We start from the raw sequence: 23,449 nt of genomic DNA, 5'->3' as shown, positions 1-23,449 counted from the left end.
TCAAGAATGGTGCATTTGCATCATTTGATTTCCAAAAGCGAAAGCTATTGTTTGCAGCGCCCTCGGTTGCTGCCCAGGCCCTTTCCCTTTTCGAGAGACCCACGATGCCTCACTCCACCTCCAGAATTCCCCATGCCCTGTCCCTTGCCACCCTGTTGATCCTCGGCGCCTGCGGCGGCGGAGGGGGTGGCGGAGGCGGCGGTGGCTTTGCATTCCCGGTCGGCACGGGCGGCAATGGCGGCACGCCGCCCGCCGCCGAATCGCCCGGCACGCTGAGCGGCACCGTGGCCACCGGCGCGGCCTTTGCCGGCGCCGCGCTCACCGTGTTCGACCAGACCGGCGCCAAGGTCTGCGAAGTGACGGTGCCGGCCGAAGGCACCTACAGCTGCGTGCTGCCCGCGGGCACCAAGGCGCCGCTGGTGATCCAGGCCGTGCGCGACGACCTCACGCTCTACAGCACCACCGCCAGCACCGCCACCGGCACCACCAACGTGACGCCGCTGACCACCGTCGTGGTGGCCCAGCTGTCGCCCAACGGCGACCCCTCGAAGCTGGCCGCCGCCGTGCAGGCCGATGCCGGCGCCGTGACGCCGGGCGCCATCAGCGACCAGGTGGCCAGGCTCGTGGCCGCGCTGAAGCCGCTGCTGGACGCGCTTAACCTCAGCATCGACCCGATGAACGGCACCTTCCAGGCCAACGGCACGGGACAAGACCGCGTGCTGGACACGCTGAACGTCTCGGTGCGCCCCGACGGCACGGCCGCCAACATCGAGATCACCGTCAAGGCGCAGCCCGCGAGCGAAGAGAGCGCGCCGGTGTCCATCGTCTTCCGCACCGGCGAGAGCACCATCGCACCGCTGCCCGCGGTCGATGCCGCAGCCCTCGTGCAGCCGCCCACGCCGGCGATGGTGAAAGACCTGCTGGACCGCCTCAACGCCTGCTATGCGCTGCCGCTGAACGAGCGCGTGGACAGCACCATCGGCGCCGACGGCAATGCCTTCGGCGAAGCCGTCAATGTGGTCGCGCCGGCCTGCCGCACGCTGTTCGTGGGCGACGACCCGGCCGGCTTCGTGACGGCCGGCCTGCACATCGGGCGCGCGTCGAGCGGCCCGCGCCGGCCCTTCGAAAGCCTGTTCCGCTTCGGCCCCACGAACCTGAAGCACGACCGCGGCAACTTCGAATACTTCTACCCGGGCGGCGACGTCGCGCTCACCTACCGCTGGACCGACAGCATTGGCAACACCGACAACGACGTGTTCAACGCCAAGGTCGTGAATGGCGCGCTCAAGCTCACCGGCAACAGCAACGCCTACCGCGTGGGGGTGCGCCCGACGCAGGAGCAGAAGGACTACCTGAAGCACGCGAACCTGAAGTACCACGCCGCGGGCTACAACTTCACGGTCGACAACCTGGTCGACGGCAGCGGCAACCCGATCTTCTCGAAGGTGGTGGCAACCTCGCCCGCGCTGGCGGGCCGCGAGGTGGTCCTCGTGCCCCGGGCCGGGATGAACAGCCTGGTGCTCACGAGCGACGGCACCGCCGGCGGCCAGGCGTTGGGCACGTCGGTCTGGCGCATGGCGGGGCGCTACGTCGATCCGGCGCAGACCGGCAACCCGGCCAGCTTCGAGAGCGGCAATCTCTTCGCTTCGCCGCAGTTCGACGACGCGCAGCTGCGTGCCATTCCCGACCAGACGGTGTGGAAGTTCGAGTTCTTCCTGGCAGCCGGCGGAACCAACCCCGTGCAGTACGCGCGCACCTTTGCACGCGTGCCGACCGTCGCCGAAGCCGCGCAACTGCCGACCGTGGAAATGACGCCGGCCCTGCGCGCCGAGCTGATGTCGGAAATCGACGGCGTTCCGCGCGGCATCGTGTTCGGCGCGCCGGTTCCGTCCGACCCCGACGCCAACAACATCGACTTCAGCGCCGAGGGCAACCAGGACGGCTGGTCGGTGCCCAGCGGCGCCTACGCCCCGACCACCTTCCTGGTGGCCGGCCGCGGTCCCAACAACAACCGCTTCACCGACTCGATCACCGTGCGCACCTCGGCGCGCAAGGCCGTCATCACCTGCCAGCCGGTGAACTCGCAGAGCGACAACCACTGCACGAGCGTCGGCAACAACGCCTACCAATATGCGCAGGGCGCGTCGGTCAGCAGCTTCATCTTCACGGCACGCACCGCGCGCCAGGTCGAGGTGCGCAAGAACTTCGAGGTGTGGACCGTCCCGGCACCCTGATTCTTCCTGCTGTCACCGCAATTGAAAAAGCCGCCGGTCCTTTCGGGCCGGCGGCTTTTTCATGCAGTTCCAGGAACACCGAGGAACCGGCTTTGCCGGGCCTCAGGTGTTGCCCCCGGTACGGGGTTGGCGCAGCGACACGAAGTGCGCGCAGCCTGGGGGCGAGCAACAGCTCAGTCGGCGTACACGCCGGCGGCCTTGATGATCGGGCCCCACTTGGCGATTTCGGCCGAGACGAACTTCTTGTGCTCGGCGGGCTCGACGCGCTTGTCGGTGATGATCACGGCGCCCAGGCCTTCCTGGCGCTTGATGAAGGCCGGGTCCTTCATGGCGGCCTTGATGGCCTCGTTGACCTTCTTCAGCACCGGTGCGGGCGTGCCCTTGGGGGCGTACACGCCGTGCCAGATCGACACTTCAAAACCCTTCAGGCCCGACTCGTCCAGCGTGGGCAGGTCTTTCAGCGCGGGCGTCGTCAGGCGCTTGCTGGTGGTCACGGCGTAGGCCTTGACCTTCTTGGCCTCGATCTGCGACGTGGTGTTGGTGGTCTGGTCGCACAGCAGGTCGATCTGGCCGCCCAGCAGGTCGGCGATGGCCGGCGCGGTGCCCTTGTACGGCACGGGCGTCATCTCGACCTTGAGTGCGCTCTGGAACAGCAGGCCGCACAGGTGCGAGGCGGCGCCCAGGCCGGCGTTGCCCAGGTTGATCTTGCCCTTGTTGGCGGCGATCCAGGTTGCCAGTTCCTTGTAGTTGTTGGCGGGCAGGCCGGGCTTGCCGATCAGCGTCATCGGCACCTCGTTGACCATGCCGACGTATTCGAAGTCGTTCTCGACGCTGAACGGCAGCTTGCGGTACAGCGCCGGCATCGTCGACATGCCGATGTGGTTGAGCAGCAGCGTGTAGCCGTCGGGGTTGGCGCGCGCCACCTTGGCGGTGCCGATCGAGCTGCCGGCACCGGCGGTGTTGTCCACGATGATCGTGGTGCCCAGCGTCTTCTGCAGCGATTCGGCCAGGTCGCGGGCCACGCGGTCGGTCGGGCCGCCGGCCGAGAACGGCACCACCAGCGTCACGGGCTTGCCTGCGGGGAAATCCTGGGCGTGTGCGCCGACGGCGGCCGCGGCAATCGCCGCAAGGGCAAACAGTTTCTTCATGATGTCTCCGACGGAATTTTTAAATGGAAAGGGCCGCGATCTTATCGGCTGACCGGGGGCTGACCCATACCGAATAGCCCTTAGGAATGTCACCGTTTTCGCCCCATGCTGGGGCATGATCACGCCCGTCCCGCGCACCCGCGCCGGGGTGACCACAACCACAAACAGGCCAGCCCGACGGGCGGCATCGAGGAGAAGAAACCAATGGATCCCTGGGTCTATCCGCGCGAGCGCTGGCTCGGCAAACTCACGCTCGTTCTGGGCCTGCTGGCCTGGGCGCTGATCGTCGTCGGCACGCTGGGCATTGCGCTCGTCTATGTGCTGCTGGGCTTCATCGGCTACGTGTTCGCGCAGTCGGCGGTCATCGCCTGGATCAAGGGCACCGGCGTGAAGCTGTCGCCCCAGCAACTGCCCGAGCTGCATGCGCGCTTTGTCGACTGCTGCACCCGCCTGGGCATCGCGCAGCCGCCCGAGGCCTACCTGCTGCACGGCGACGGCATGTTCAACGCCTTTGCCACGCGCTTCTTCGGCCGCAACTTCGTGGTGCTGCTGTCCGATGTGGTCGACGCCATGGAGTCGCAGCCCGACGGCATTCACTTCTACATGGGCCACGAGCTGGGCCACATCCGCCGCGGCCACCTCACGGGCCACATCTGGCGCGCGCCGGTGCTCTGGCTGCCGCTGCTGGGCGCGGCCTACGCGCGTGCCAAGGAATACACCTGCGACCTGCACGGCGCCGCCTGCTGCCGCGAGGTCGACTCCGCACCGCGCGCACTGGTGGCGTTGGCCGCCGGCGCACAGCAGTGGCGCAACGTGAATCTGCAGCGCTACGCCGCCCAGTCGGCCGGCAACCGCGGCTTCTGGGGCTCGTTCCACGAGCTGATCGGCGGCTACCCCTGGCTCACCAAGCGCGTCGCACGCGCCATCGATCCGGGCGCCAAGCTGCCCGAGCGCAACCCGGTGGCCTACCTGCTCGCGCTCTTCGTGCCCTACGCCGGGCGTGCGGGTGGCGGCGCGGCGGAGGTGCTGATCGTGGTGGCTGTCATCGGCGTCATGGCGGCTGCAGCCATCCCCGCCTACCAGGAGTACCAGACCCGCGCCGTCGTCGCGCAGGCCTGGGCCGAGGGCGCGCCGGTGCGCGCCGCGCTCACGCGCCACTACGAAGAAAAGGCCGAGATCCCCGACACCCTGGCCGCCGTCGGCCTGCCGGGCAACCTGCCCAACGGCGCGACGCTCACGCTCGACCCGGACAGCATGGTGGTGGAGGTGGCCACGCCCAAGGGCACGCTGCGCATGGAGCCGTCATCGACAGACAAGGGCATTGCGTGGCATTGCAGCGCGGGGGATGGGTTGAAGGACAAGGCGTTGCCGGCGAGCTGCAAGAAGTAAGTGGCCGACCGTTGACTTCGATGACGTCCCCCACCGCTTCACCCCTGGCGAACGCGTGGCGCCTGCCGCGCGATTTCGCGCTCATCACCTTGGCCCTTGAAGTGGCCTTGGCGCTGTTTCAGTTCGCCGGCTCGTGGGAGAGCGAGCAGATGCTTGAGTCCTTTGCGCAAGCGCAGGTGTGGATTCCTTGGATGACCGACTTCGCGATGACCTGGGTGCTGGTGACGGCGTTGGCCTGGAGCCATGCCCGTCAGGCGCTGGAGGTGCGTGGCGCCGCGAACGTGGCGCGACTGCCCAGCCCGCGGGTGCGCTATGCCGGGGCCTATCTCGTCATGCTGGCTTTATTCCATCTCGCGCTGGGACCGCTTCTCTACGAACTGGAGCCGATGCTCCTGTCAGGTGGCTGGCTTCAGCGTGTCTTCGGCAGTTTCGCGGTGGCCGCGTCCGCGATCGTGTACCAGGCGGCGAAGCTGGCCGTGTTGGTGTTGAGCGTTTGGTTCGCGGCCTGGGTGGCGCTGCGCGCACCGGCCACGGCTGGGTCCGGCGACGGCGACGCGACAGTCGAGGTGCAGGCAGGCGAATCGCCACGCCGTGCGGTGGCGATGCTGGTCGCCGCCGTGTTTGTGTCGCTGCAGGTACGGTGGGCCATGCGCGCCAGCAGCGGGTCCCTCGGGGCAGCACCCACGGAGTCACTCGCGTTCCTGCTGCTTTGGGTTGCCCCGCCGCTGGTGGTTTTTGCACTGGCGTTCTGGGGCGGATGGCTCGGCACTGCGCCCGGCTTGGTCCGGGTCCGGCCCTTCAGGGCCCTGGCCGTGTCGGTGCTGGCCTCCGTGTTGGTGCCCGCTGGCTGCACCGTCATCGCTGTCGCGTGGCTGCTGCTGATGCTTCCGTCGACGCGCGGCATGTCCGGCCTGGGCAGCCTGATCGCTCTGGCGGGCGTGCTTGTGGTGCTCTACCTCGCACTGACCGTGCTGCTCACACGCGCCATCACGCGCCGCCTGTACCGCCCCTACTTGTAGCTGCGCGCGTCCTCGATCACCTTGCCGTCGTTCGGCAGGGTGCCCGGCGCCACCAGCTCGATGGTGCCGCGCAGCTTGGTCACTTCGCGCACCGCGTCGGCAACGCGTGCATCGAGCCCGGCCGGCGCGCCGGCGCATTCGAGCTTGAAGGTCATCTGGTCGTCACCCATCTCGCCCGACACCACGAGCCGCGCACGCACGATCTCGGGAAAGCGCCGCACGACCTCGGCGACCTGCGACGGATGCACGAACATGCCGCGCACCTTGGTGGTCTGGTCGGCGCGGCCGAGCCAGCCCTTGATGCGCTTGTTGGTGCGGCCCGTGGGGCAGGTGCCCGCGAGCACGGCCGAGAGGTCGCCGGTGCCGAAGCGCACCAGCGGGTAGTCGGGGTTGAAGGTGGTGACGACGATCTCGCCCACCTCGCCGTCGGGCACCGGGTCGCCGGTGCCGGGGCGCACGATCTCGACCAGCACGCCCTCGTCGATCACCAGGCCCTGGCGCGCGCTGGTTTCATACGCGATGAGGCCCAGGTCGGCAGTGGCGTAGCACTGGATGCCCTGCACGCCGTGTGCGGCAATCCAGTCATGCAGGCTGGGCGGAAAGGCCTCGCCAGAGACGAGCGCCTTGGTGAACCACGGCAGCTTCTGACCCTTTTCTTCGGCCTTCTCCAGCAGGATCTTCAAAAAGCTCGGCGTGCCCGCGTAGCCATCGGGCTTGAGGTCGACGATGGCTTCGAGCTGCTGCTCGGTCTGGCCTGTGCCGCCCGCGAAGATGGTGCAGCCCATGGCGTGCGCGCCGCTTTCCATGATCGAGCCGGCCGGCGTCATGTGGTAGCTGAAGCTGTTGTGGATCAGCTCGCCGCCGCGAAAGCCCGCCGCATGCAGCGCCCGCGCGGTGCGCCAGTAGTCGCGCGCCTCGCCCTCGGGTTCGTAGATGGTGCCGGGGCTCGCGAAGATGCGCGGCATGCGCGGCCCGCGCACGATCGACGCAAAGCCGCCGAAGGGGTCGTCGGCGCGGCGTGCCTTCTGCAGCTCGAGCAGTTCCGACTTGCGCGTGACGGGAAGCTTCGTGAGTGCTTCACGCGAGGTGACGTCGCCGGGTTTCACGCCGTCGAGGATCTTCGTGAACGCGGGGGAGGCGGTCTGGGCCTGGGCGATCTGCCCGGGCAGCGCGGCCAGCAGGTCACGTTCGCGTTCGGCCGGGTCGCGGATTTCCAGTTGGTCGTAGTGGTCGTTCATGTCCGTACCCTTCGTCTATCGATTCGGTCGCTCTGCGGTGGGTACTTCAGGCCAGCCAGCGCTTGCGCCGCTTGTAGCTCTTGACGTCGCGGAAGCTCTTGCGGTCCGCGCCGCCCACGCCGAGGTAGAACTCCTTCACGTCCTCGTTCTCGCGCAGGCTCTTGGCCTCGCCGTCCATCACGATGCGGCCGTTCTCCAGGATGTAGCCGTAGTCGGCATAGCGCAGCGCCATGTTGGTGTTCTGCTCGGCCAGGAGGAAGGTCACCTTCTCCTTGGTGTTCAGGTCTTTGACGATCTCGAACACCTCTTCGACGATCTGCGGCGCCAGGCCCATCGAGGGCTCGTCGAGCAGCACCATCGTCGGGTTGGCCATCAGCGCGCGGCCGATGGCGCACATCTGCTGTTCGCCGCCCGAGGTGTAGGCCGCCTGCGAGCTGCGGCGCGTCTTCAGGCGCGGGAAGTACGCGTAGACCTTCTCCAGCGTCTCCAGCACCGCGGCCTTGCCGTCGGTGCGCGTGTAGGCGCCGGTCATCAGGTTCTCTTCGATGGTCAGGTGGGCGAAGCAGTGACGGCCTTCCATCACCTGGATCAGCCCGCGCTTGACCAGCTCGGCCGGCGACAGCGCCTCGATGCGCTCGCCGCGCAGCTCGATGGTGCCCTTGGTCACGGCGCCGCGTTCGCCTGCGAGCAGGTTGCTCACGGCGCGCAAGGTGGTCGTCTTGCCGGCGCCGTTGCCGCCGAGCAGCGCGACGATGCCGCTTTCGGGCACGGTCAGCGACACGCCCTTGAGCACGAGGATCACGTGGTTATAAATAACCTCGATGCCGTTGACGTTGAGAAGGATCTTGGGTTCGCTCATGGTGTGGTCCGAAGCATTCGCAAGAACGGCACATCGCCGTCCTTGCGAATGGCGGCTCTTGCGAGCCGCCACGGCACTTTCTTTTTTGGGTCAGTGCATCAGGATTGGCAATCCGCGGCTTCGCGGCGTGTCAGCTTCTTCTCGCCGGCGTACTTGTCGGCAGCCGCCTTCACCATCGGCTTGATGATCTGGCTGTCGGCCTCGTACCAATCAGACATGCCGCCCCACTTCGCGCCGTCCCAGGTGTGGACGCGCGCCCAGGTCGAGCCCATGTGGTCCTGGCACGAGGTGCTCACCGGACGCATCACGCCCGAGAAGCCCAGTGCGTCGAGCTTCTTCTGGTCGAGTGCGAGGTTCTCCATGCCCCAGCGCACTTGCTCGCCGGTCATGACCTTGCCCTTGCCGAAGCGCTCTTGCGCGCGCTTGACGGCTTCGATGGTCAGCATCTGGATGATCACGCCGCGCGTGTAGAGCACCGAGCCCACTTCGTCCTTCGGACCCGTGCCCTGGCCCTTGTCGTGCACCTGCTTCAGGATGTCCTGGATCACCTTCGGCTGCGTGCCCGAGGTGTTCAGCGCCAGCGCGTTGTAGCCCTTGGCGTTGGCACCGACGTCCTTCACGTCGGGTTCGGCGCCGGCCCACCACACGCCGTACATCTTCTCGCGCGGGTAGCCCGTGGCCACGGCTTCCTTCAGGGCGGTGGAGTTCATCACGCCCCAGCCCCACAGCAGCACGAAGTCGGGACGCGACTGGCGCACCTGCAGCCAGGCCGACTTCTGTTCCACGCCGGGCGCGGTCACGGGAATGAGCGACAGCTCGAAGCCGTTCTGCTTGGCGCGCTCCTGCAGCAGCGGAATCGGTTCCTTGCCGAACGGCGAGTCGTGGTACACGAGGGCGATCTTCTTGCCCTTGAGCTTGTCCATGCCGCCTTCTTTTTTCCCGATGTGCTGGATCAGGATGTCGGCCGCGGTCCAGTAGGAGCCCATGAGCGGGAAGTTCCACTTGAACACGCCGCCGTCTTGCGAGGCCGAGAGGCCGTAGCCCAGCGTGATGAGCGGGATCTTGTCGGTCGGCACCTTGTCGGTCAGCGCAAAGGTGATACCGGTGGCCTGCGGGTCGAACAGCGCAACGCCCGGGCGGCCCTTCAGGCGCTCGTAGCACTCCACGCCCTTGTCGGTCGCGTAGCCGGTTTCGCATTCCTCGTACGTGATCTTCACGCCGTTCATGCCGCCGGTGGCGTTGACGTACTTGATGTAGTCCTGCTTGCCGTTGGCCCAGGGCGTGCCGTTGGGTGCGTAGGGGCCGGTGCGGTACACCAGCAGCGGGAAGAACTGTTCCTTGGCCTGTGCCTGGACCAGCGACGGCGCCAGCGCCGTGCCCAGGGTGGTGGCCACCAGGGCGGCGGTCAGAGCGAGCGATTTCAATGTCATGCCTGTCTCCTTTTGTGGGCACCTCGGTGCCGGGTTTTTACGTGCGAACGAACGGGAACTCTTGCAATGCGTTGTCAGTGCGGGAAGGGCCACAGCCGCAGCTTTTCCTTGGCCGTGGACCACAGCCGCGCCAGGCCGTGCGGCTCGACGATCAGGAAGAACACGATCAGCGCGCCGAAGATCATGGTCTCCAGATGCGAGGCCAGTGCGGTCGAGATCGAGAAGCCCAGCCACCCCGGCAGCTGGTTCAGAAAGAGCGGCAGCAGCACGATGAAGGCGGCGCCGAAGAAGCTGCCCATGATCGAGCCGAGCCCGCCGATGATCACCATGAACAGCAGCTGGAACGAGCGGTCGATGCTGAACGCCGCCGGCTCCCACGCGCCAAGGTGGATGAAGCCCCACAGCGCGCCGGCCACGCCGACGATGAAGCTGCTCACCGCAAAGGCCGTGAGCTTGGCGTACACCGGGCGGATGCCGATCACCGCGGCGGCCACGTCCATGTCGCGCATCGCCATCCACTCGCGGCCGATGGCGCTGCGCACCAGGTTCTTGGCGAGCAGGGCGAACACCACCACGAAGATCAGGCAGAACAAATACTTCTGCACCGGCGACTCGATCGGCACGCCGAACACGTTCAGCCCCGCCACGCTCACCGAACCCGAGGACGAGTTGTTGGTGAACCATTGGATGCGCAGGAACGCCCAGTCGGTGAAGAACTGCGCGGCCAGCGTGGCCACCGCCAGGTACAGGCCCTTGATGCGCAAGCTCGGAATGCCGAACAGCACGCCGATCACCGTGGCGCACAGCCCGCCCAGCAGCAGCGAGGCAATGAGCGGCATGCCGTCGATGCGCACCTGGAAGTTGTAGGCCGCATACGCGCCCACCGCCATGAAGGCGCCGGTGCCCAGCGAGATCTGGCCGCAGTAGCCGACCAGGATGTTCAGGCCGAGCGCCGCAAGCGACAGGATCAGAAAGGGCGTGAGGATGGCGCGCATCCAGTAGTCGGAGACGCCCATCGGCACCACGACGAACGCCACGAGCAGCAGCACGAGGATCGCGATGCGGTCCTGCGCGATCGGGAAGATCTGTTGGTCGGCGCGGTAGCTCGACTTGAACTGGCCGTTTTCTCTGTAGAACATGTCAGACCCGATCGATGATCTTTTCGCCGAACAGGCCTTGCGGGCGAACCAGCAAGAAGACCAGTGCCAGCACATAAGCGAACCAGATCTCGATGCCGCCACCGAGCATGGGGCCGAGATAGATTTCAGACAGCTTCTCGCCGACACCGATCAACAGGCCGCCGATGATGGCGCCGGGGATCGAGGTCAGCCCGCCGAGGATCACCACCGGCAGTGCCTTCAGGGCCACCAGCGAGAGCGAGAACTGCACGCCGAGCTTGGAGCCCCAGATGATCCCGGCCACCAGCGCCGAGAACCCGGCCACCGACCACACGATCACCCAGATGCGCGACAGCGGAATGCCGATGGACTGCGCGGCCTGGTGGTCGTCGGCCACCGCACGCAGCGCACGGCCCGTGGCGGTCTTCTGGAAGAAGATGGCCAGCACCACCACGAGCGCGGCCGACACCGCCGCGGCTGCCAGGTCTTCCTGGCTCAGCAGCAGGCCACCAGGGAAGGTGCTTTCAAGCACCATCAGCGGCTCCTTGGGCATGCCGACATCGATCTTGTAGATGTCGTTGCCGAAGATCGTCTGGCCCACGCCGTCGAGAAAGTACGCAATGCCCAGCGTGGCCATCAGCAGCGTGATGCCTTCCTGGTTCACCAGCTTGCTCAGCGCGAGCCGCTCGATGAGCCAGGCCACGACGATCATCACCGCCATCGCTGCAATGAAGGCCAGGATGTTCGCGAGCAGCAGGCTCTGGAAGCCGAACCACAGCGGGAACCATTCGGCAAAGCGTGCCATGGCCAGCGCCGCGAACAGCACCATCGCGCCTTGTGCGAAGTTGAAGACGCCCGAGGCCTTGTAGATCAGCACGAAGCCGATCGCGATGAGCGAATACAGCATGCCGACCATGAGGCCGCCGAAGAGGGTTTCGAGGAAAAAGCCCATCGTGTTCTTTCGTGATCAGTGCTCGACGCCAAGGTAGGCGCGGATCACGTCTTCGTTGTTGCGCACTTCGTCCGGCGTGCCGTCACCGATCTTCTTGCCGTAGTCCAGCACCACCACGCGATCGGAGATGTCCATCACCACGCCCATGTCGTGCTCGATGAGGACGATGGTCGCGCCGAACTCGTCGTTCACGTCGAGGATGAAGCGGCTCATGTCCTGCTTCTCTTCGACGTTCATGCCGGCCATGGGCTCGTCGAGCAAAAGCACCTGCGGCTCCATCGCGAGCGCGCGGCCAAGGTCGACGCGCTTTTGCAGGCCGTAGGGCAGGCGGCCCACCGGCGTCTTGCGGTGCGCCTGGATTTCCAGGAAGTCGATGATGTGTTCGACGAACTCGCGGTGCTGCAGCTCTTCGCGTTCCGCCGGGCCCCAGCGCAGCGCTTGCGCCAGCAGGCCGCTCTTCATCTTGAGGTTGCGGCCCGTCATGATGTTGTCGAGCACGCTCATGCCCTTGAACAGCGCCAGGTTCTGGAAGGTGCGCGCCACGCCCATCTCGGCCACCTGGCGCGAGTTCATGTGCTTGAAGGTCTGGCCGCGGAAGGTGATGGAGCCCTGCTGCGGCCAGTACACGCCGTTGATGCAGTTCAGCATCGAGCTCTTGCCCGCGCCGTTGGGGCCGATGATGGCCCGCACCTCGTGCTCGCGCACGTTGAAGCTGATGTCGGTCAGCGCTTTCACGCCGCCGAAGCTCAGGCTGATGTTCTGGACGTCGAGGATGACCTCGCCAATCTTTCGGTTGCTCATGCAGCGGCCTTCACGATGGGGAAGGTCTTGGCTTCGGTGATCTTCAGCGTGGCGCTGACAACCCCCGTGCGTCCGTCCTCGAACTTGACCTGGGTCTCGATGTACTGCTCGGTCTTGCCGCCATAGAGCGCGTCGACCAGCACGGCGTATTTCTCGGCGATGAAGCCGCGGCGCACCTTGCGCGTGCGGGTCAGCTCGTCGTCGTCGGGGTCGAGCTCCTTGTGCAGCACGAGGAAGCGCGCGATCTGTGTTTCGCCCATGCCGTCTTCGGCCGCGAGGTCGGCGTTGACCTTGCCGATGCACTCGGCAATGAGTGCGAGCACCTCGGGCTTGCCGGCCAGGTCGACATAGCCGCCGTAGGCCAGGCCGCGGCGCTCGGCCCAGTTGCCGACCGCTTCGAAGTCGATGTTGATGGCGGCGCAGACCTCGTCGCGGGCGTTGCCGAAGCACACGGCTTCCTTGATCTGCGGGAAGAACTTGAGCTTGTTCTCGATGTAGTTGGGCGCAAAGATCGCGCCGCGCACGAGCTTGCCCACGTCTTTCGCGCGGTCGATGATGCGCAGGTGGCCTTCGCTGTCGAGCACGCCGGCGTCGCCGGTGTGGAAGTAGCCGTTGGCGTCGAGCACCTCGGCCGTGGCGTCGGGGCGCTTGTAGTACTCCTTGAGCACCGACACGCCGCGCACCAGCACCTCACCGTCTTCGGCGATCTTGAGTTCGATGCCCGGTGCGGCCGTGCCCACGGTCTGCAGCTTGACCTTGCCGTCCTGCTGCAGGCACACGTAGGCGCAGGTCTCGGTCTGGCCGTAGAACTGCTTGAGGTTCACGCCGATGGAGCGGTAGAAGCGGAACAGGTCGGGCCCGATGGCCGCGCCGGCCGTGTAGGCCACGCGGATGCGGCTCATGCCCAGCACGTTGCGCAGCGGGCCGTAGATCAGCAGGTTGCCCAGGCTGTACATGACGCGGTCGCCCGTGCTCACCGGCGCACCGTTGAGGATGTCGGCGCCCACGCGCTGTGCCAGCGCCATGAACTTCGCGTACAGCCAGCGCTTGGGCGCGGCCGCGTCTTCCATGCGGATCGACACGGCCGTGAGCAGGCCTTCGAAGGTGCGCGGCGGGCCGAAGTAGTAGCTCGGTCCGATCTCGCGCATGTCGTTCATCACCGTCTCGGCCGACTCGGGGCAGTTGAGCGTGAAGCCGCCCACCAGCCACTGCGCCACCGAGAACAGGTGGTCGCCCACCCACGCCATCGGCAGGTAGCTCATGATGTTGTCGCCGGGGCCGAGCTTGTCGGTCTCGACGCCGCCGCGGCCCGCCGCGATGAAGCTGGCGTGCGTCTGGCACACGCCCTTGGGGCGGCCGGTGGTGCCCGAGGTGTAGAGGATCACGCCGACGTCGGCCGCCTCGCCGCTGGCCACGGCGCGGTCGTAATAACCGGCGTTGGCCTTGTCGAAGGCGCGGCCCAGCTCGCGCAGCTGCTCGTAGCCCATGAGCCCCGGCTGGTCGTAGTGGCGCAGGCCCTTGGGGTCGTCGTAGATGATGTGGCGGATGCCCGATGGCCGGCCCTCTTGACCCTCTTGCCCTTGCTGCAGCTCGCGGCATTCGAGCAGCTTGTCGACCTGCTCCTGGTCTTCGACGATCACGAACTCGATGCCCGCGTCGTTCAGCATGAAGACCATCTCGCCCGCGACCGCGTCCTGGTACAGCGGCACGGGCACGCCGCGCAGGCTTTGCGCGGCGAGCACCGCCATGTACAGGTGCGGCCGGTTGGCACCGACGATGGCAAGGTTGTCGAAGGCCTTGAAGCCAAGGCTCGCCAGACCGCAGGCCATCTCGCGCACTTCTTGCGCCACGGCGTTCCAGGTCCAGGTTTGCCAGATGCCAAGGTCTTTTTCGCGCACGGCGGGGGCCTCGGGACGGGCCTCGGCATGCGCGAGCAGCAGACGGGGGAAGGTGGGGGCGGTGGTTTGCACAGTGGCCGGATCGTAGGTCTCACTTTGACGTCCGGTTGTCGTTCCAACGACAATCCTAGGGACACTACTCCCCGGAGTTTCCCGATGCCTCCTGGCAACCTCAACCCACAGAACGTGCTCGGCGGTTCCATCAAGGACCGCGTGCGCCCCGCGAGTGCGACCGAACTCGATGGCATTCCGTGGCTGCCCACGCTCACGCCCAGCGAGCGCCGCCGCGCCGAGGCCACGCTCGTGGTCGGCGAGGCCGAGCCCGGCGACCTGGTGTGCCGCGTCGGCCGCTCGCCCACCTACTGGTTCGGCGTGGTCGAGGGCCTCTTGAAGATGAGCAACGACAACGCCGACGGCGGCTCGGTCACCTACACCGGCGTGCCGCCCGGCGGCTGGTTCGGCGAGGGCACGGTGATGAAGCGCGAGCCCTACCGCTACAACATCCAGGCGCTGCGCCGCAGCGTGGTGGCGGGGCTGCCCATCGAGAGCTTCCACTGGCTGCTCGACCACTCCATCGGCTTCAACCGCTTCGTGATGAACCAGCTCAACGAGCGGCTCGGCCAGTTCATCGCGGCGCTGGAGATCGATCGCCTCAACAACCCCGACGCGCGCGTGGCGCGCAACCTGGTGTCGCTGTTCAACCCCGTGCTCTACCCCGGTGTGGGCGAGGTCTTGCGCATCACGCAGCAGGAGCTGGCGTATCTTGTCGGCCTGTCGCGCCAGCGCGTGAACGAGGCGCTCAATGCGCTGTCGGCACAGGGGCTGATCCGCGTGGAGTACGGTGGCCTGCGCGTGCTCGACCTGCCGGGCCTGCGCGCGACCGCGATGTCCAGCCGCAAGAACAACAACAGCACTTCGACCTGAACCTGAAAGAAAAAAAACATGGCCCTCTCCGACCACCTGCAGATCGTGCCCGCCGACGCACAGGCGAGCTTTCTGCCGCCGCAGCAGCAACAGGCCACGCAGGCCCGCAACGAGGAAGACGACGGCCCGACGCTCGAAGAAGCCATCGACCGCGCCGAGGCCTTGGGCGAACAGATCGACGCGCTCAACGAGATCCTGGCGCGCCCGCTGAAAGACATCCTTGCCGACCGCGAAAAGTCGGAAGAGGCCGCGCTGGCCTGGGACCGCTTCGGCGCAATGTGGATGCTGTCGCAGCGCGCCATGCGCCGCGTCGCGATCGACCTGGCGGCGCAGCTCGGCGTGAGCGAGGAAGAAGTCGTGGCGCGCGCCATGGCGAACGCCAATGCCGTGCTCAACGGCGCGGACGAGGTCGATCTCGGCGGCAGCATCGCACCCGCGCAGCTGCAGCACATCGCCCGCCACCGCAACTTCCTTCGCGCCCAGTTCCGTACCGGCTGATGCACGCGGCCTTTCGATATCCCTTAGCCTTGCGGCCTTCTCCTGCCCCCCAAAAAACATGACCACCTCCGCCCCTTCCCACCTCACCGTCATCACCGGCGCCTCGCGCGGCCTGGGCCGTGCCATGGCCGAACAGCTGCTGCAGGCCGGCCACACGGTGCTCGGCATTGCGCGCAAGCCGTCGTCTGAACTTGCCGAAGCGGCGAAGGCCGGCGGCGCTGAACTGACGCAATGGGAGCAGGACCTGTCCGACCCGGTGGCCGCCGCGGCGCGCCTGTCGGACTGGCTCCAGACGCTGGACGGCCAGCGCTTCGACAGCGTCACGCTCATCAACAACGCCGGCACCGTCGGCAACCCCGCGCCGCTGTCGCGTGCCGTGCCGGCCGAACTGGCACAAGCACTGCGCATCGGCCTCGAAGCGCCGATGCTGCTCACGGCCGCTTTCCTGGGGGCCACGCGCGAATGGCGCGGCGCACGCAAGGTGCTGAACATCTCGTCGGGCCTGGGCCGCAACGCCCTGGGCAGCCAGGCGCCCTACTGCGCGGCCAAGGCCGGCATGGACCATTTCTCGCGCGCCGTGGCGCTCGAAGAAGCGGTGGCACCGAATGGCGCGCGCATCGTGTCGCTGGCGCCCGGCATCATCGACACCGACATGCAGGTGCAGCTGCGCGGCGCGTCGGCCGAACAGTTCCCGGACCGCACGCGCTTCGTGAGCATGAAGGAAGAAGGCCGGCTCGACAGCCCCGCGAGCGCCGCAGGCAAGGTGCTCGCCTACCTGGCACGTGCCGACTTCGGCAGCAACCCCGTGGCCGACGTGCGCGACCCGGCCTGAGCACCGAAGACAGAAGCACATCATGGCCACCGCAAAGTCCATCGACACCGTCGAATACAAGCTCTTCCCGTCACCGAGGAACGTGCACCGCGTCGTCTTCGAGCACCAGGTGTTCGTGCCCTACCCGTACGCGCTGATCGTGATGGACGAGTTCTACTTCAAGGGCCGCTTCAGCCTGTTCTCGGCCTGCCGCATGAGCGACGGGAAGATGGGGCAGGTGGCGACGTTCGAGGATGCGGCGGACGTCGAGATCTTCAATACGAAGTTCGTGCCGGACTGAGCCTTTGGGAGCTTCGCGCTCCACCTGCTAAGCCTAGAAGTTGGCTTGCTCCGGTTGAGTGGCATGCTAGTTTTGCTCAACTGCATGGGCTGATGCAGGCCAGCCCCGAATGCAATAGAGCGTGGTTTTACTGAGCAATTCTGCGGGCTTCTTGAACGAGCTTCCGATGCCCCGCCCGTTTCGGTATCTGGGCGGTGGGAATTGATACTTCCCACCGCCTCCCTTACATCGCGAACAGTTCCAGTTGACCTGGATGCGAGCGCCAGTGCTGGCATACGAACTCCATTCGTCCTCGACGAACTCGCGTGTATGCGCTGACAAAAACGCTCCTCAGCTGTCGGTATGCCATAGCCACCTCCTTTTGAAGCACGCTGGGTTTTGGCTTGCCCACTCCCACACGAGTCGCTAGACTCGCGGCGTCTCCCCAGACGAAGAAGTGGGTGGCTTGGTAGACCCAGGATCACCCTGCCCAAAGGCCCATGAACTGCTCTCAGTTCATGGGCTTTTTGCGTTTCTCGACTTGTTCATGCGGCGTCCTTCGGTGGAAATGGATCGTTGCCATAAGAGTCGCGGGCTCGGATTCGCCCATCCTGACCATGAATCAAGAGCTCCCCCTTGCCATCGCGCGCCATCTGCCGCGCTGCTTGAATGGCCTCGGCCTGAGTGCCTGCAACGTGGCTTGCGCGCTGCCCGCCTTCGCGAAGCGCTCCCCATTGATTGCCGCGTTGAACTACGTGAACGTTGTTGCGATTTGCCATCTTGGTGTCCTTTCGAAGTTGACGAAGTGAAGTTTACAAACGACAATTTTGAAAGTCAATATGTAAACCAACCGTCGGGAGAACGCAATGATTGGAAACCGACTTAAAAGAGCAAGAGACGCAGCAGGGATGTCGCTGCGTGACTTGGAGGCAGCGATTCAGGGGCAAGTGTCTGCCCAAGCCATCGGAAAGTACGAACGGGACGAGATGATGCCGGGCTCAACGGTGCTTTTCGCTTTGGCGCGTGCGTTGAATGTGGCGCCGGAATACCTACTTAGCGAGCGTGCGATCGAGTTGACGGGCGTTGATTTTCGGAAAGCACCGCAAGCGGGAGCCAAGGAAGAGCGACTAGTCGAAGCGAGGGTACTGGATCAAGTTGAGCGCTACTTGGAACTCGAAGATTTGATGCCCGGGGTGGATGAGGCATGGCTAGCGCCTAGTGGTGTCGAGTTCGATATTCATTGCATTGAGGATGCAGAACAAGCGGCAGAGTCGTTGCGACGCATATGGTCGCTAGGAATCGATCCGATTCCGATCTTGGCCGAAATACTCGAAGACAAGGGGGTCAAAGTGATCGCTCTTGATCTTCCTGAGAAGGTGTCGGGTTCGAAAGCCTTTGTTACGCGTCCCCACGCGTACGACGTCCCAGTGATCGTTGTGAACCAACGGCACAACGGTGAGCGCCAGAGATTTACCCTTGCGCACGAGCTCGCTCATTTGGTGCTGCGATTCTCCGGGCTAGATGATGCCGACCAAGAGAAGGCCGCAGATCGTTTTGCGGGGGCTTTCTTGATGGCCCAGGACATGATGCATCGACTTCTCGGCGCGCACCGGACGTCAATCTCTCTAGGCGAACTCGTTGAATTGAAGAAGCTCTTTAAGGTTTCTGTTGCGGCGCTAGTGGTGCGGTGCGCTCAGCTGGGTGTGCTTCCCAAGGGGGCATACGGTCGCCTGTGGGGTCAAATCCGAGCACTTGGGTGGAATGGCCCGGACTCAAATGAGCCGAATAAATTTCCGCCTGAGGTGCCTCAGAGGATGGAGCGGATGTGCCTGCGCGCTGTCGCTGAAAACGCGTTGTCTGAGTCGAAAGCTGCGGAGCTGTTGAAAATCAGTGTTCGGGAGCTGGATCGCAGATTGATGGCACAAGGAGTTTGATCGAACATGATCATCCTCGTCTCGGACACGTCTGTCTTGGTGGATCTGGAGCGAGGAGGCCTGTTGGAGGCCGCGTTCGGCTGCGGCTTGACTATGGTGGTGCCTGATCTGCTTTACGCGAATGAACTTGAAGCAGAGAACGGTCCTTACCTGCGCGCGCTAGGCTTGGGGGTTGTGGCATTGACGCCAGATGAAATGACGCTTGTGCAGCAGGTGAAAGCACAAAGAGCCGGGCTGTCACTGGCAGATTGCTTTGCGTTGAGCTGCGCGACAAGGCCCGCTCATGCACTGGTAACTGGCGATCGAGCGCTTCGCAATGAAGCAGTGGGACGCCACGTCCCTACTTTTGGCTTGCTTTGGTTGCTCGATCAGATGGCTGCATCTGGTCTGGTTTCGAGCCTTGCCTTGTGGGAGGGGCTTACACGGGTGTGTTCCCATAGGCGATGCCGGCTTCCGATGGACGAAGTAAACGCGCGCCTACGAGCATGGGTTCCGGCGTGAAGCCGTTGAACTGTATTCAGGGTGTGCACTGAACACAGCTGGGCATGGATCTCGTTCGAGTCTGAGCGTTGCTCCTTGCCCCCAAGAGGGCAAGGAGAAAGACAGCATCGCTGTTCTTACTCGATCGTCGCCCCCGAGGCCTGCACGATCCCCTTCCACTTCTCATAGTCCGTCTTCAGCAGCGCACCGAACTGCTCCGGCGTCATGCTCTGCGGCTCCGCGCCCTGCGCAATGATGGCCGCCTTCATCTCCGGCGTGGCCAGCAGCTTGTTGACCGCCGCATTCAGCGTGGTGACGATGTCCTTGGGCGTGCCGGCCGGCACGAAGACGCCGTACCAGGTGCTCACGTCGAAGTCCTTGTAGCCCAGCTCGGCCACGGTGGGCGTGTCGGGCAGCGAGGTGCTGCGCTTGGCGGAGGTGACGGCCAGCGGGCGCAGCTTGCCGGCCTTGATCTGCGCCAGTGCCGAAGGCACCGACGACACCATCAGGTCGACGTTGCCCGCGAGCACGTCCATCATGGCCGCGTTGGAGCCCTTGTAGGGCACGTGGCGCATCTTGATCTTGGCGGCGCCGTTGAAGATCTCGCCGGCCAGGTGGATGGTGGTGCCGTTGCCGGGCGAGCCGTAGGTGACGGTGTCGGGCGCGGCGCGCGCGGCCTTCACCACGTCGTCGAGCGTCTTGAACTTGGAGTTGGCCTGCGTGACGATCACCACCGGCGTGTAGGCCACGTGGGCCACGGCCGTGAGGTCCTTCACCGGGTTGTAGCTGAGGCTCTTGTAGAGCCAGGGCGCGACGACCATGTTGTCCTTCTGGCCCATCACGATGTCGTAGCCCGTGGGCGCGGCGCGCGCCGCCTCGGCGATGCCGATGGTGCCGCCGGCGCCGCCGCGGTTGTCGGGCACCACGGTCCAGTGGTTGGCCTCGGTGAGCTTCTGCGCGACCAGGCGCGCCAGGATGTCGGTGCCGCCGCCGGGCGGGAAGGGCACGACCATGCGGATGGGCTTGGCGGGGTAGGCGGCGGTCTGGGCCTGCGCGGCCACGGCGGCGAAGGCCAGGGGGAGTGCGAGCACGAGGGCCAGCGAGCGGGTGAGTTTTCTTCGGATCATGGGTTTGTCTCTCTCGGTCTGAGCGGATCGGGGGGCGGCAGTGTCGGTGGAGGTCTTTCGACCTCACTGCACCCACGGTGCAGTGTGCCGGAAGGGGCATCCCCCCATTTTCGTGGTTTGCGATGGGCCCCGTATCGGACGGCGCCGACTTGACAGGGCCATCTGGCCGCCGAAGATGAAAAGTCCATTCCCCCCACAGGAGACACCCATGCTCGGAAACATCGATGCGGTGGCGAATCTCGCGGTGAAAGACATGACCGTGGCGCGCCGTTTTTACGAAGACACCTTGGGCCTTGCGCAGGTCGATTCGGAGGGCGACGAGGTCGTCGTCTACCAAAGCGGCAACACGCGCGTCCAGGTGTACCGCTCGTCGTTCGCAGGCACGAACCAGGCCACGGCCGTGAGCTGGCAGGTCGGCGCGGACATCGAGCGCCTCGTCGCCGCGTTCAAGGCCAAGGGCGTGCGCTTCGAGCACTACGACATGCCCGGTACGAAGCGCGAAGGCGACCTCCACGTCGCGGGCGGCATGAAGATGGCGTGGTTCAAGGACCCGGACGGGAACATCCTGCACCTGATCGGCGGCTGAGGCACTGGCCGTCCGGCATCCCTCGTTTGGGGGAAGCCAAGCGCGACGCGCTGCGGACAATCCCTCCTGCCATGCACCCGCGTGGCATGAGGAGTCACTCCATGCGCGCACCGTCGCCCGAGCCGTCAACGTCTGAGCCACCCGCACGTCCCGAGCGCGTCGCGGTCATCGCCATCCACGGCGTGGCTGACCAGAAGGCCGGCGACACAGCCCGCGCCATCGCCTCGCTGATGCTCAACAACCCCGGCCCCGGCACGGCCTACCGGCAGGCAGACTGCGACACCCACCTGCTGCCGGTGCCGCCGCTGACCTCGATGGTGCAACAGCGCACCCAGCATCAGGACAAGAATGAGAAGGCCGCCACGGAAGGCGCCGCCGCGCAGAAGGCCTACGTGCCGCCCGTGCGCAAGGCGATGCGGCAGTCGAAGACCTCCGACTTCAGCGCCGACGACTGGATCTCGACCGCCGAGTCCGAGGACGCGGGCGTGGTGCGCGCCGCCAAGGGACACGGACCGCTCACGCCGCGCGAGCTGAAGAAGAGCAACCCCGACATCGCCTTCAGCGACTACCTGCTGTTCAAGTCGCAGCGCGCCGAACCCGACCACGAGGCCTACGAGGCCACGCGCGTGCGCATGACGCGCGACGCCACCGATGCGAACGGGCAGCCGGTGCAGCAGCGCATCGACGTGCACGAGATGTACTGGGCCGACCTGTCGCGCCTGCCGGGCTCGGTGGCGCGCATCGTCGCCGAGCTGTTCACCATCGTGTTCCGCTTGTCGCAGCTCGGCCGCGACGCGGTGGACCGGGCGGCCGAAGCGGCGGGTGCGAACAAGAAGCCCAGACCTCCGGACGCGCGGCCCTGGGCCTGTCTGGCGAAGCTGCAGACCGCGCTCGACTGGGTCTTTGCCAACCTGCTGGCCAACATCTTCCTGCAGCTGTTGCTCGTCGGGCTGGTGATCGCGGGGCTCGGCGGCCTGGCGCGGGCCGAGCCCGCACCTGACGCGTTCTCGCTCACCGAACTGCTGCGACGGGTGCTGGCCGTCGTCGTGCCGGTGCTGGCTTTCTGGTGGTACTGCTACCAGGCGCGCAGCACTGCGTCCGCACGCATCGTGGTGGGCCTGTACGCCTGTGTGGCGGTGGTGTTCCTGTGGACCCAGGTGCCCGCGCACTGGGTGGTCGGCGTGACCTGGGTGGCACTGCTCGTGGCGTTGGCCGACCGCGCCCTGCGCATCGCGCGCGACCGCTTTCCGGCCGCACGCACCTGGGGGCTGGGCCTGATGGCGCTGACCGTGGCGGCGCTGCTCGTGCACGTGGCCATCAACGCCGCGGCGGCGGGCGCCATCGACGACCTGCGCCACTGGGTGCGCGCCGGCATGCGGGTGGTCGAGTACCTGCTGATAGGCGTCGTGGTCTGGTGGGGCGGGGCCGCCTTGCTGCTCATCGCCTGGCTCATCGCCGGGGAGGCCGTGCCCGACCGCAGCCCGGCCGCGCGCGGCAGCATCGCGACGGGGCGGCTCGGGCTGTTCGTGTCGCTGGCGGCGTTCGTGGCACTGACGATGGTGGCGTGGGCCGTGCTGACGAACCTGGTGGAACTCGGCGCACGGGGCGTGGCCTATGCGCCGTTCTGGTTTTCCAAGGACATGTGCTGGGGCGACGGTGCGAACTTTCTGCACGACCGCTATGAACGAAGCACGCAAACCTTCGCCTTGACGGCGGGCCTCACGTTGTCGCTGCTGGCCTACCTCGTGGCGGTGCTGGTGCCCAGCCTGTTCGCCGAGCTCAAGGTGGCCTTCGGCACGTCGGAGGGCCTGGGCCTGTGGCTCGGCGCAGGCTACCGGCGGCTCGACTGTTTCGTCACCTTCCTCACGACCCTCAGCGTGTTCGGCGCCTGCGTGGTCGCCCTGTTGCTGGTGCTCAAGCAGTGCGATGTCGAGGTCGGCGCGTGGCTCGACGGCGTGGTGATCGCCTTGTCGGGGGTGTCGCAGACCGGCCTCAAGCCGCTGATCTTCACCGCCGCCACGCTGACGGCTGCCGTCTCGCTGCTCGGCGGGTTCTTGTCGCGCACCGTGCCGGGCCTGCGCATGCCGCTCGACGTGGCACTCGACGTCGACGGCCACTTCCGCGAGTTTCCGCGCCGCGCCATTCCGCGTGCGCGCATCTTCTCGCGCTACGTGTCGCTGCTGGAGCACGTGGCGGCGCAGGGCTACGACCGCATCGTGATCGTGGCCCACAGCCAGGGCACGGTGATCTCGACGGAGCTGCTGCGCTACCTGCAGTTCCGCGCCGAGCAGAAGGTCGACACGCGGGTGACGGAACTCTGGACGGCGCTGAACAAGAGCCGGCTGCTGCTGCTCACCGCCGGCTGCCCGCTGCGCCAGCTGTATGCGGCGCGCTTTCCGCACCTCTATGCCTGGGTGACGGCGGAAGACGCGAACGGCGGCGGGCCGAGCGCGGCCAAGGTCGGCGTGGACCGCTGGGTCAACCTCTACACGGCCGGCGACTACGTCGGGCGCTGGCTCTGGGGCGCTGACGACAAGTCGTACGAGCCGGTGACGGCGCCACCCGCCTGGTGCGCCACGGCCGAGCACGAGGCCTGCCTCGGCCGCGGCGCCCACACCCACTACTTCGACCTCGACCAGGCCTACGTGGCGCGCTGGATCGACTGGATGGTGACGGCGCCGCGCTGAACCGAGCGCCCGTAAAAAAGCCGACCCTCGGGTCGG

At 66.2% G+C, this 23,449-nt stretch carries 21 protein-coding genes; 11 read left to right on the top strand and 10 right to left on the bottom strand.

Annotated elements, in window-relative coordinates; all coding sequences use genetic code 11:
• The first annotated feature begins 104 nt into the window (after positions 1-104).
• Positions 105-2,234, top strand: a complete 2,130-nt coding sequence (locus CLU95_RS13245) for a hypothetical protein (RefSeq protein WP_099793758.1) — start codon at positions 105-107, stop codon at positions 2,232-2,234.
• Between the two features lie 173 nt (positions 2,235-2,407).
• On the opposite strand, the gene CLU95_RS13235 is transcribed toward CLU95_RS13245, so the two are convergent.
• Positions 2,408-3,382 carry a tripartite tricarboxylate transporter substrate-binding protein gene (locus CLU95_RS13235; RefSeq protein WP_099793754.1) on the bottom strand — a complete coding sequence of 325 codons (975 nt, stop codon included), beginning with the start codon at positions 3,380-3,382 and terminating at the stop codon, positions 2,408-2,410.
• A gap of 204 nt (positions 3,383-3,586) precedes the next feature.
• Between CLU95_RS13235 and CLU95_RS13230 the strand changes: the two genes are divergently transcribed.
• Positions 3,587-4,771, top strand: a complete 1,185-nt coding sequence (locus CLU95_RS13230; RefSeq protein ID WP_099793752.1) for a M48 family metalloprotease — start codon at positions 3,587-3,589, stop codon at positions 4,769-4,771.
• Positions 4,772-4,791: 20 nt separating this feature from the next.
• Positions 4,792-5,790, top strand: a complete 999-nt coding sequence (locus CLU95_RS13225; RefSeq protein ID WP_099793750.1) for a hypothetical protein — start codon at positions 4,792-4,794, stop codon at positions 5,788-5,790.
• Here CLU95_RS13225 and CLU95_RS13220 read toward each other — a convergent pair.
• The 7 genes from CLU95_RS13220 to CLU95_RS13190 form a co-directional block, all read right to left on the bottom strand.
• Entirely contained in the window at positions 5,781-7,028 is a 1,248-nt protein-coding gene (locus CLU95_RS13220; RefSeq protein WP_099793749.1) for a phenylacetate--CoA ligase family protein, read from the bottom strand. The genes CLU95_RS13225 and CLU95_RS13220 overlap by 10 nt on opposite strands.
• 46 nt (positions 7,029-7,074) lie before the next feature.
• Entirely contained in the window at positions 7,075-7,887 is an 813-nt protein-coding gene (locus CLU95_RS13215; protein WP_099793747.1) for an ABC transporter ATP-binding protein, read from the bottom strand.
• Positions 7,888-7,985: 98 nt separating this feature from the next.
• Entirely contained in the window at positions 7,986-9,317 is a 1,332-nt protein-coding gene (locus CLU95_RS13210; RefSeq protein WP_099793745.1) for an ABC transporter substrate-binding protein, read from the bottom strand.
• Between the two features lie 74 nt (positions 9,318-9,391).
• Complete coding sequence (locus tag CLU95_RS13205) at positions 9,392-10,456, bottom strand: branched-chain amino acid ABC transporter permease (protein WP_099793743.1); 1,065 nt, start codon at positions 10,454-10,456, stop codon at positions 9,392-9,394.
• A gap of 1 nt (position 10,457) precedes the next feature.
• Positions 10,458-11,387, bottom strand: a complete 930-nt coding sequence (locus CLU95_RS13200) for a branched-chain amino acid ABC transporter permease (protein WP_099793741.1) — start codon at positions 11,385-11,387, stop codon at positions 10,458-10,460.
• A 15-nt stretch (positions 11,388-11,402) separates the two neighbouring features.
• Entirely contained in the window at positions 11,403-12,188 is a 786-nt protein-coding gene (locus CLU95_RS13195) for an ABC transporter ATP-binding protein (protein ID WP_099793739.1), read from the bottom strand.
• The gene (locus tag CLU95_RS13190) at positions 12,185-14,158 is read right to left on the bottom strand and encodes an AMP-dependent synthetase/ligase (protein ID WP_099793736.1); all 1,974 of its coding nucleotides are present in this window, start codon (positions 14,156-14,158) and stop codon (positions 12,185-12,187) included. Before CLU95_RS13190 ends, CLU95_RS13195 begins: the two co-directional genes overlap by 4 nt.
• 84 nt (positions 14,159-14,242) lie before the next feature.
• On the opposite strand from CLU95_RS13190, the gene CLU95_RS13185 reads away from it, so the two are divergent.
• From CLU95_RS13185 to CLU95_RS13170, 4 genes are read left to right on the top strand one after another with little or no spacing between them, the layout of a single operon-like run.
• Positions 14,243-15,010: a Crp/Fnr family transcriptional regulator gene (locus CLU95_RS13185; protein ID WP_099793734.1), complete on the top strand. Its 768-nt coding sequence runs from the start codon at positions 14,243-14,245 to the stop codon at positions 15,008-15,010.
• Between the two features lie 18 nt (positions 15,011-15,028).
• Entirely contained in the window at positions 15,029-15,508 is a 480-nt protein-coding gene (locus CLU95_RS13180; RefSeq protein WP_095747132.1) for a hypothetical protein, read from the top strand.
• A gap of 58 nt (positions 15,509-15,566) precedes the next feature.
• Entirely contained in the window at positions 15,567-16,340 is a 774-nt protein-coding gene (locus CLU95_RS13175; RefSeq protein ID WP_099793732.1) for an SDR family NAD(P)-dependent oxidoreductase, read from the top strand.
• Between the two features lie 22 nt (positions 16,341-16,362).
• Positions 16,363-16,620 (top strand): hypothetical protein, encoded by a 258-nt coding sequence (locus CLU95_RS13170; protein WP_099793730.1) that lies wholly within the window; start codon positions 16,363-16,365, stop codon positions 16,618-16,620.
• Between the two features lie 524 nt (positions 16,621-17,144).
• On the opposite strand, the gene CLU95_RS13165 is transcribed toward CLU95_RS13170, so the two are convergent.
• Complete coding sequence (locus tag CLU95_RS13165) at positions 17,145-17,378, bottom strand: DUF2188 domain-containing protein (protein WP_099793728.1); 234 nt, start codon at positions 17,376-17,378, stop codon at positions 17,145-17,147.
• 87 nt (positions 17,379-17,465) lie between these two features.
• On the opposite strand from CLU95_RS13165, the gene CLU95_RS13160 reads away from it, so the two are divergent.
• Entirely contained in the window at positions 17,466-18,533 is a 1,068-nt protein-coding gene (locus CLU95_RS13160) for an XRE family transcriptional regulator (RefSeq protein ID WP_099793726.1), read from the top strand.
• Positions 18,534-18,539: 6 nt separating this feature from the next.
• Positions 18,540-19,034, top strand: a complete 495-nt coding sequence (locus CLU95_RS30625) for a hypothetical protein (protein ID WP_143605992.1) — start codon at positions 18,540-18,542, stop codon at positions 19,032-19,034.
• Positions 19,035-19,150: 116 nt separating this feature from the next.
• Here the strand turns inward: CLU95_RS30625 and CLU95_RS13155 are convergent, their stop codons facing one another.
• Complete coding sequence (locus tag CLU95_RS13155; protein ID WP_099797275.1) at positions 19,151-20,137, bottom strand: Bug family tripartite tricarboxylate transporter substrate binding protein; 987 nt, start codon at positions 20,135-20,137, stop codon at positions 19,151-19,153.
• A gap of 211 nt (positions 20,138-20,348) precedes the next feature.
• Here CLU95_RS13155 and CLU95_RS13150 point away from each other — a divergent pair, with 211 nt between their 5' ends.
• Both CLU95_RS13150 and CLU95_RS13145 read left to right on the top strand, forming a co-directional pair.
• The gene (locus CLU95_RS13150; protein ID WP_099793724.1) at positions 20,349-20,726 is read left to right on the top strand and encodes a VOC family protein; all 378 of its coding nucleotides are present in this window, start codon (positions 20,349-20,351) and stop codon (positions 20,724-20,726) included.
• 101 nt (positions 20,727-20,827) lie between these two features.
• The gene (locus CLU95_RS13145; RefSeq protein ID WP_099793722.1) at positions 20,828-23,413 is read left to right on the top strand and encodes a hypothetical protein; all 2,586 of its coding nucleotides are present in this window, start codon (positions 20,828-20,830) and stop codon (positions 23,411-23,413) included.
• The last annotated feature ends 36 nt before the right edge of the window (positions 23,414-23,449 follow it).

It is taken from the genome of Variovorax sp. 54, from assembly GCF_002754375.1.
GTDB lineage: Bacteria > Pseudomonadota > Gammaproteobacteria > Burkholderiales > Burkholderiaceae_C > Variovorax.
Note: the sequence above shows the minus strand (reverse complement) of the source record. Positions and strands in the feature narration are given on the sequence as shown.

Excerpts from the sequence above, each read along its gene's own strand:
- CLU95_RS13160 (WP_099793726.1), top strand. The coding sequence starts at position 17,466 with ATGATTGGAAACCGACTTAAAAGAGCAAGAGACGCAGCAGGGATGTCG.
- CLU95_RS13235 (WP_099793754.1), bottom strand. The coding sequence starts at position 3,382 with ATGAAGAAACTGTTTGCCCTTGCGGCGATTGCCGCGGCCGCCGTCGGC.
- CLU95_RS13175 (WP_099793732.1), top strand. The coding sequence starts at position 15,567 with ATGACCACCTCCGCCCCTTCCCACCTCACCGTCATCACCGGCGCCTCG.
- CLU95_RS13185 (WP_099793734.1), top strand. The coding sequence starts at position 14,243 with ATGCCTCCTGGCAACCTCAACCCACAGAACGTGCTCGGCGGTTCCATC.
- CLU95_RS13145 (WP_099793722.1), top strand. The coding sequence starts at position 20,828 with ATGCGCGCACCGTCGCCCGAGCCGTCAACGTCTGAGCCACCCGCACGT.
- CLU95_RS13170 (WP_099793730.1), top strand. The coding sequence starts at position 16,363 with ATGGCCACCGCAAAGTCCATCGACACCGTCGAATACAAGCTCTTCCCG.
- CLU95_RS13215 (WP_099793747.1), bottom strand. The coding sequence starts at position 7,887 with ATGAGCGAACCCAAGATCCTTCTCAACGTCAACGGCATCGAGGTTATT.
- CLU95_RS13205 (WP_099793743.1), bottom strand. The coding sequence starts at position 10,456 with ATGTTCTACAGAGAAAACGGCCAGTTCAAGTCGAGCTACCGCGCCGAC.
- CLU95_RS13195 (WP_099793739.1), bottom strand. The coding sequence starts at position 12,188 with ATGAGCAACCGAAAGATTGGCGAGGTCATCCTCGACGTCCAGAACATC.
- CLU95_RS13225 (WP_099793750.1), top strand. The coding sequence starts at position 4,792 with ATGACGTCCCCCACCGCTTCACCCCTGGCGAACGCGTGGCGCCTGCCG.
- CLU95_RS13230 (WP_099793752.1), top strand. The coding sequence starts at position 3,587 with ATGGATCCCTGGGTCTATCCGCGCGAGCGCTGGCTCGGCAAACTCACG.
- CLU95_RS13220 (WP_099793749.1), bottom strand. The coding sequence starts at position 7,028 with ATGAACGACCACTACGACCAACTGGAAATCCGCGACCCGGCCGAACGC.
- CLU95_RS13210 (WP_099793745.1), bottom strand. The coding sequence starts at position 9,317 with ATGACATTGAAATCGCTCGCTCTGACCGCCGCCCTGGTGGCCACCACC.
- CLU95_RS13150 (WP_099793724.1), top strand. The coding sequence starts at position 20,349 with ATGCTCGGAAACATCGATGCGGTGGCGAATCTCGCGGTGAAAGACATG.
- CLU95_RS13245 (WP_099793758.1), top strand. The coding sequence starts at position 105 with ATGCCTCACTCCACCTCCAGAATTCCCCATGCCCTGTCCCTTGCCACC.
- CLU95_RS13180 (WP_095747132.1), top strand. The coding sequence starts at position 15,029 with ATGGCCCTCTCCGACCACCTGCAGATCGTGCCCGCCGACGCACAGGCG.
- CLU95_RS13165 (WP_099793728.1), bottom strand. The coding sequence starts at position 17,378 with ATGGCAAATCGCAACAACGTTCACGTAGTTCAACGCGGCAATCAATGG.
- CLU95_RS13200 (WP_099793741.1), bottom strand. The coding sequence starts at position 11,387 with ATGGGCTTTTTCCTCGAAACCCTCTTCGGCGGCCTCATGGTCGGCATG.
- CLU95_RS30625 (WP_143605992.1), top strand. The coding sequence starts at position 18,540 with ATGATCATCCTCGTCTCGGACACGTCTGTCTTGGTGGATCTGGAGCGA.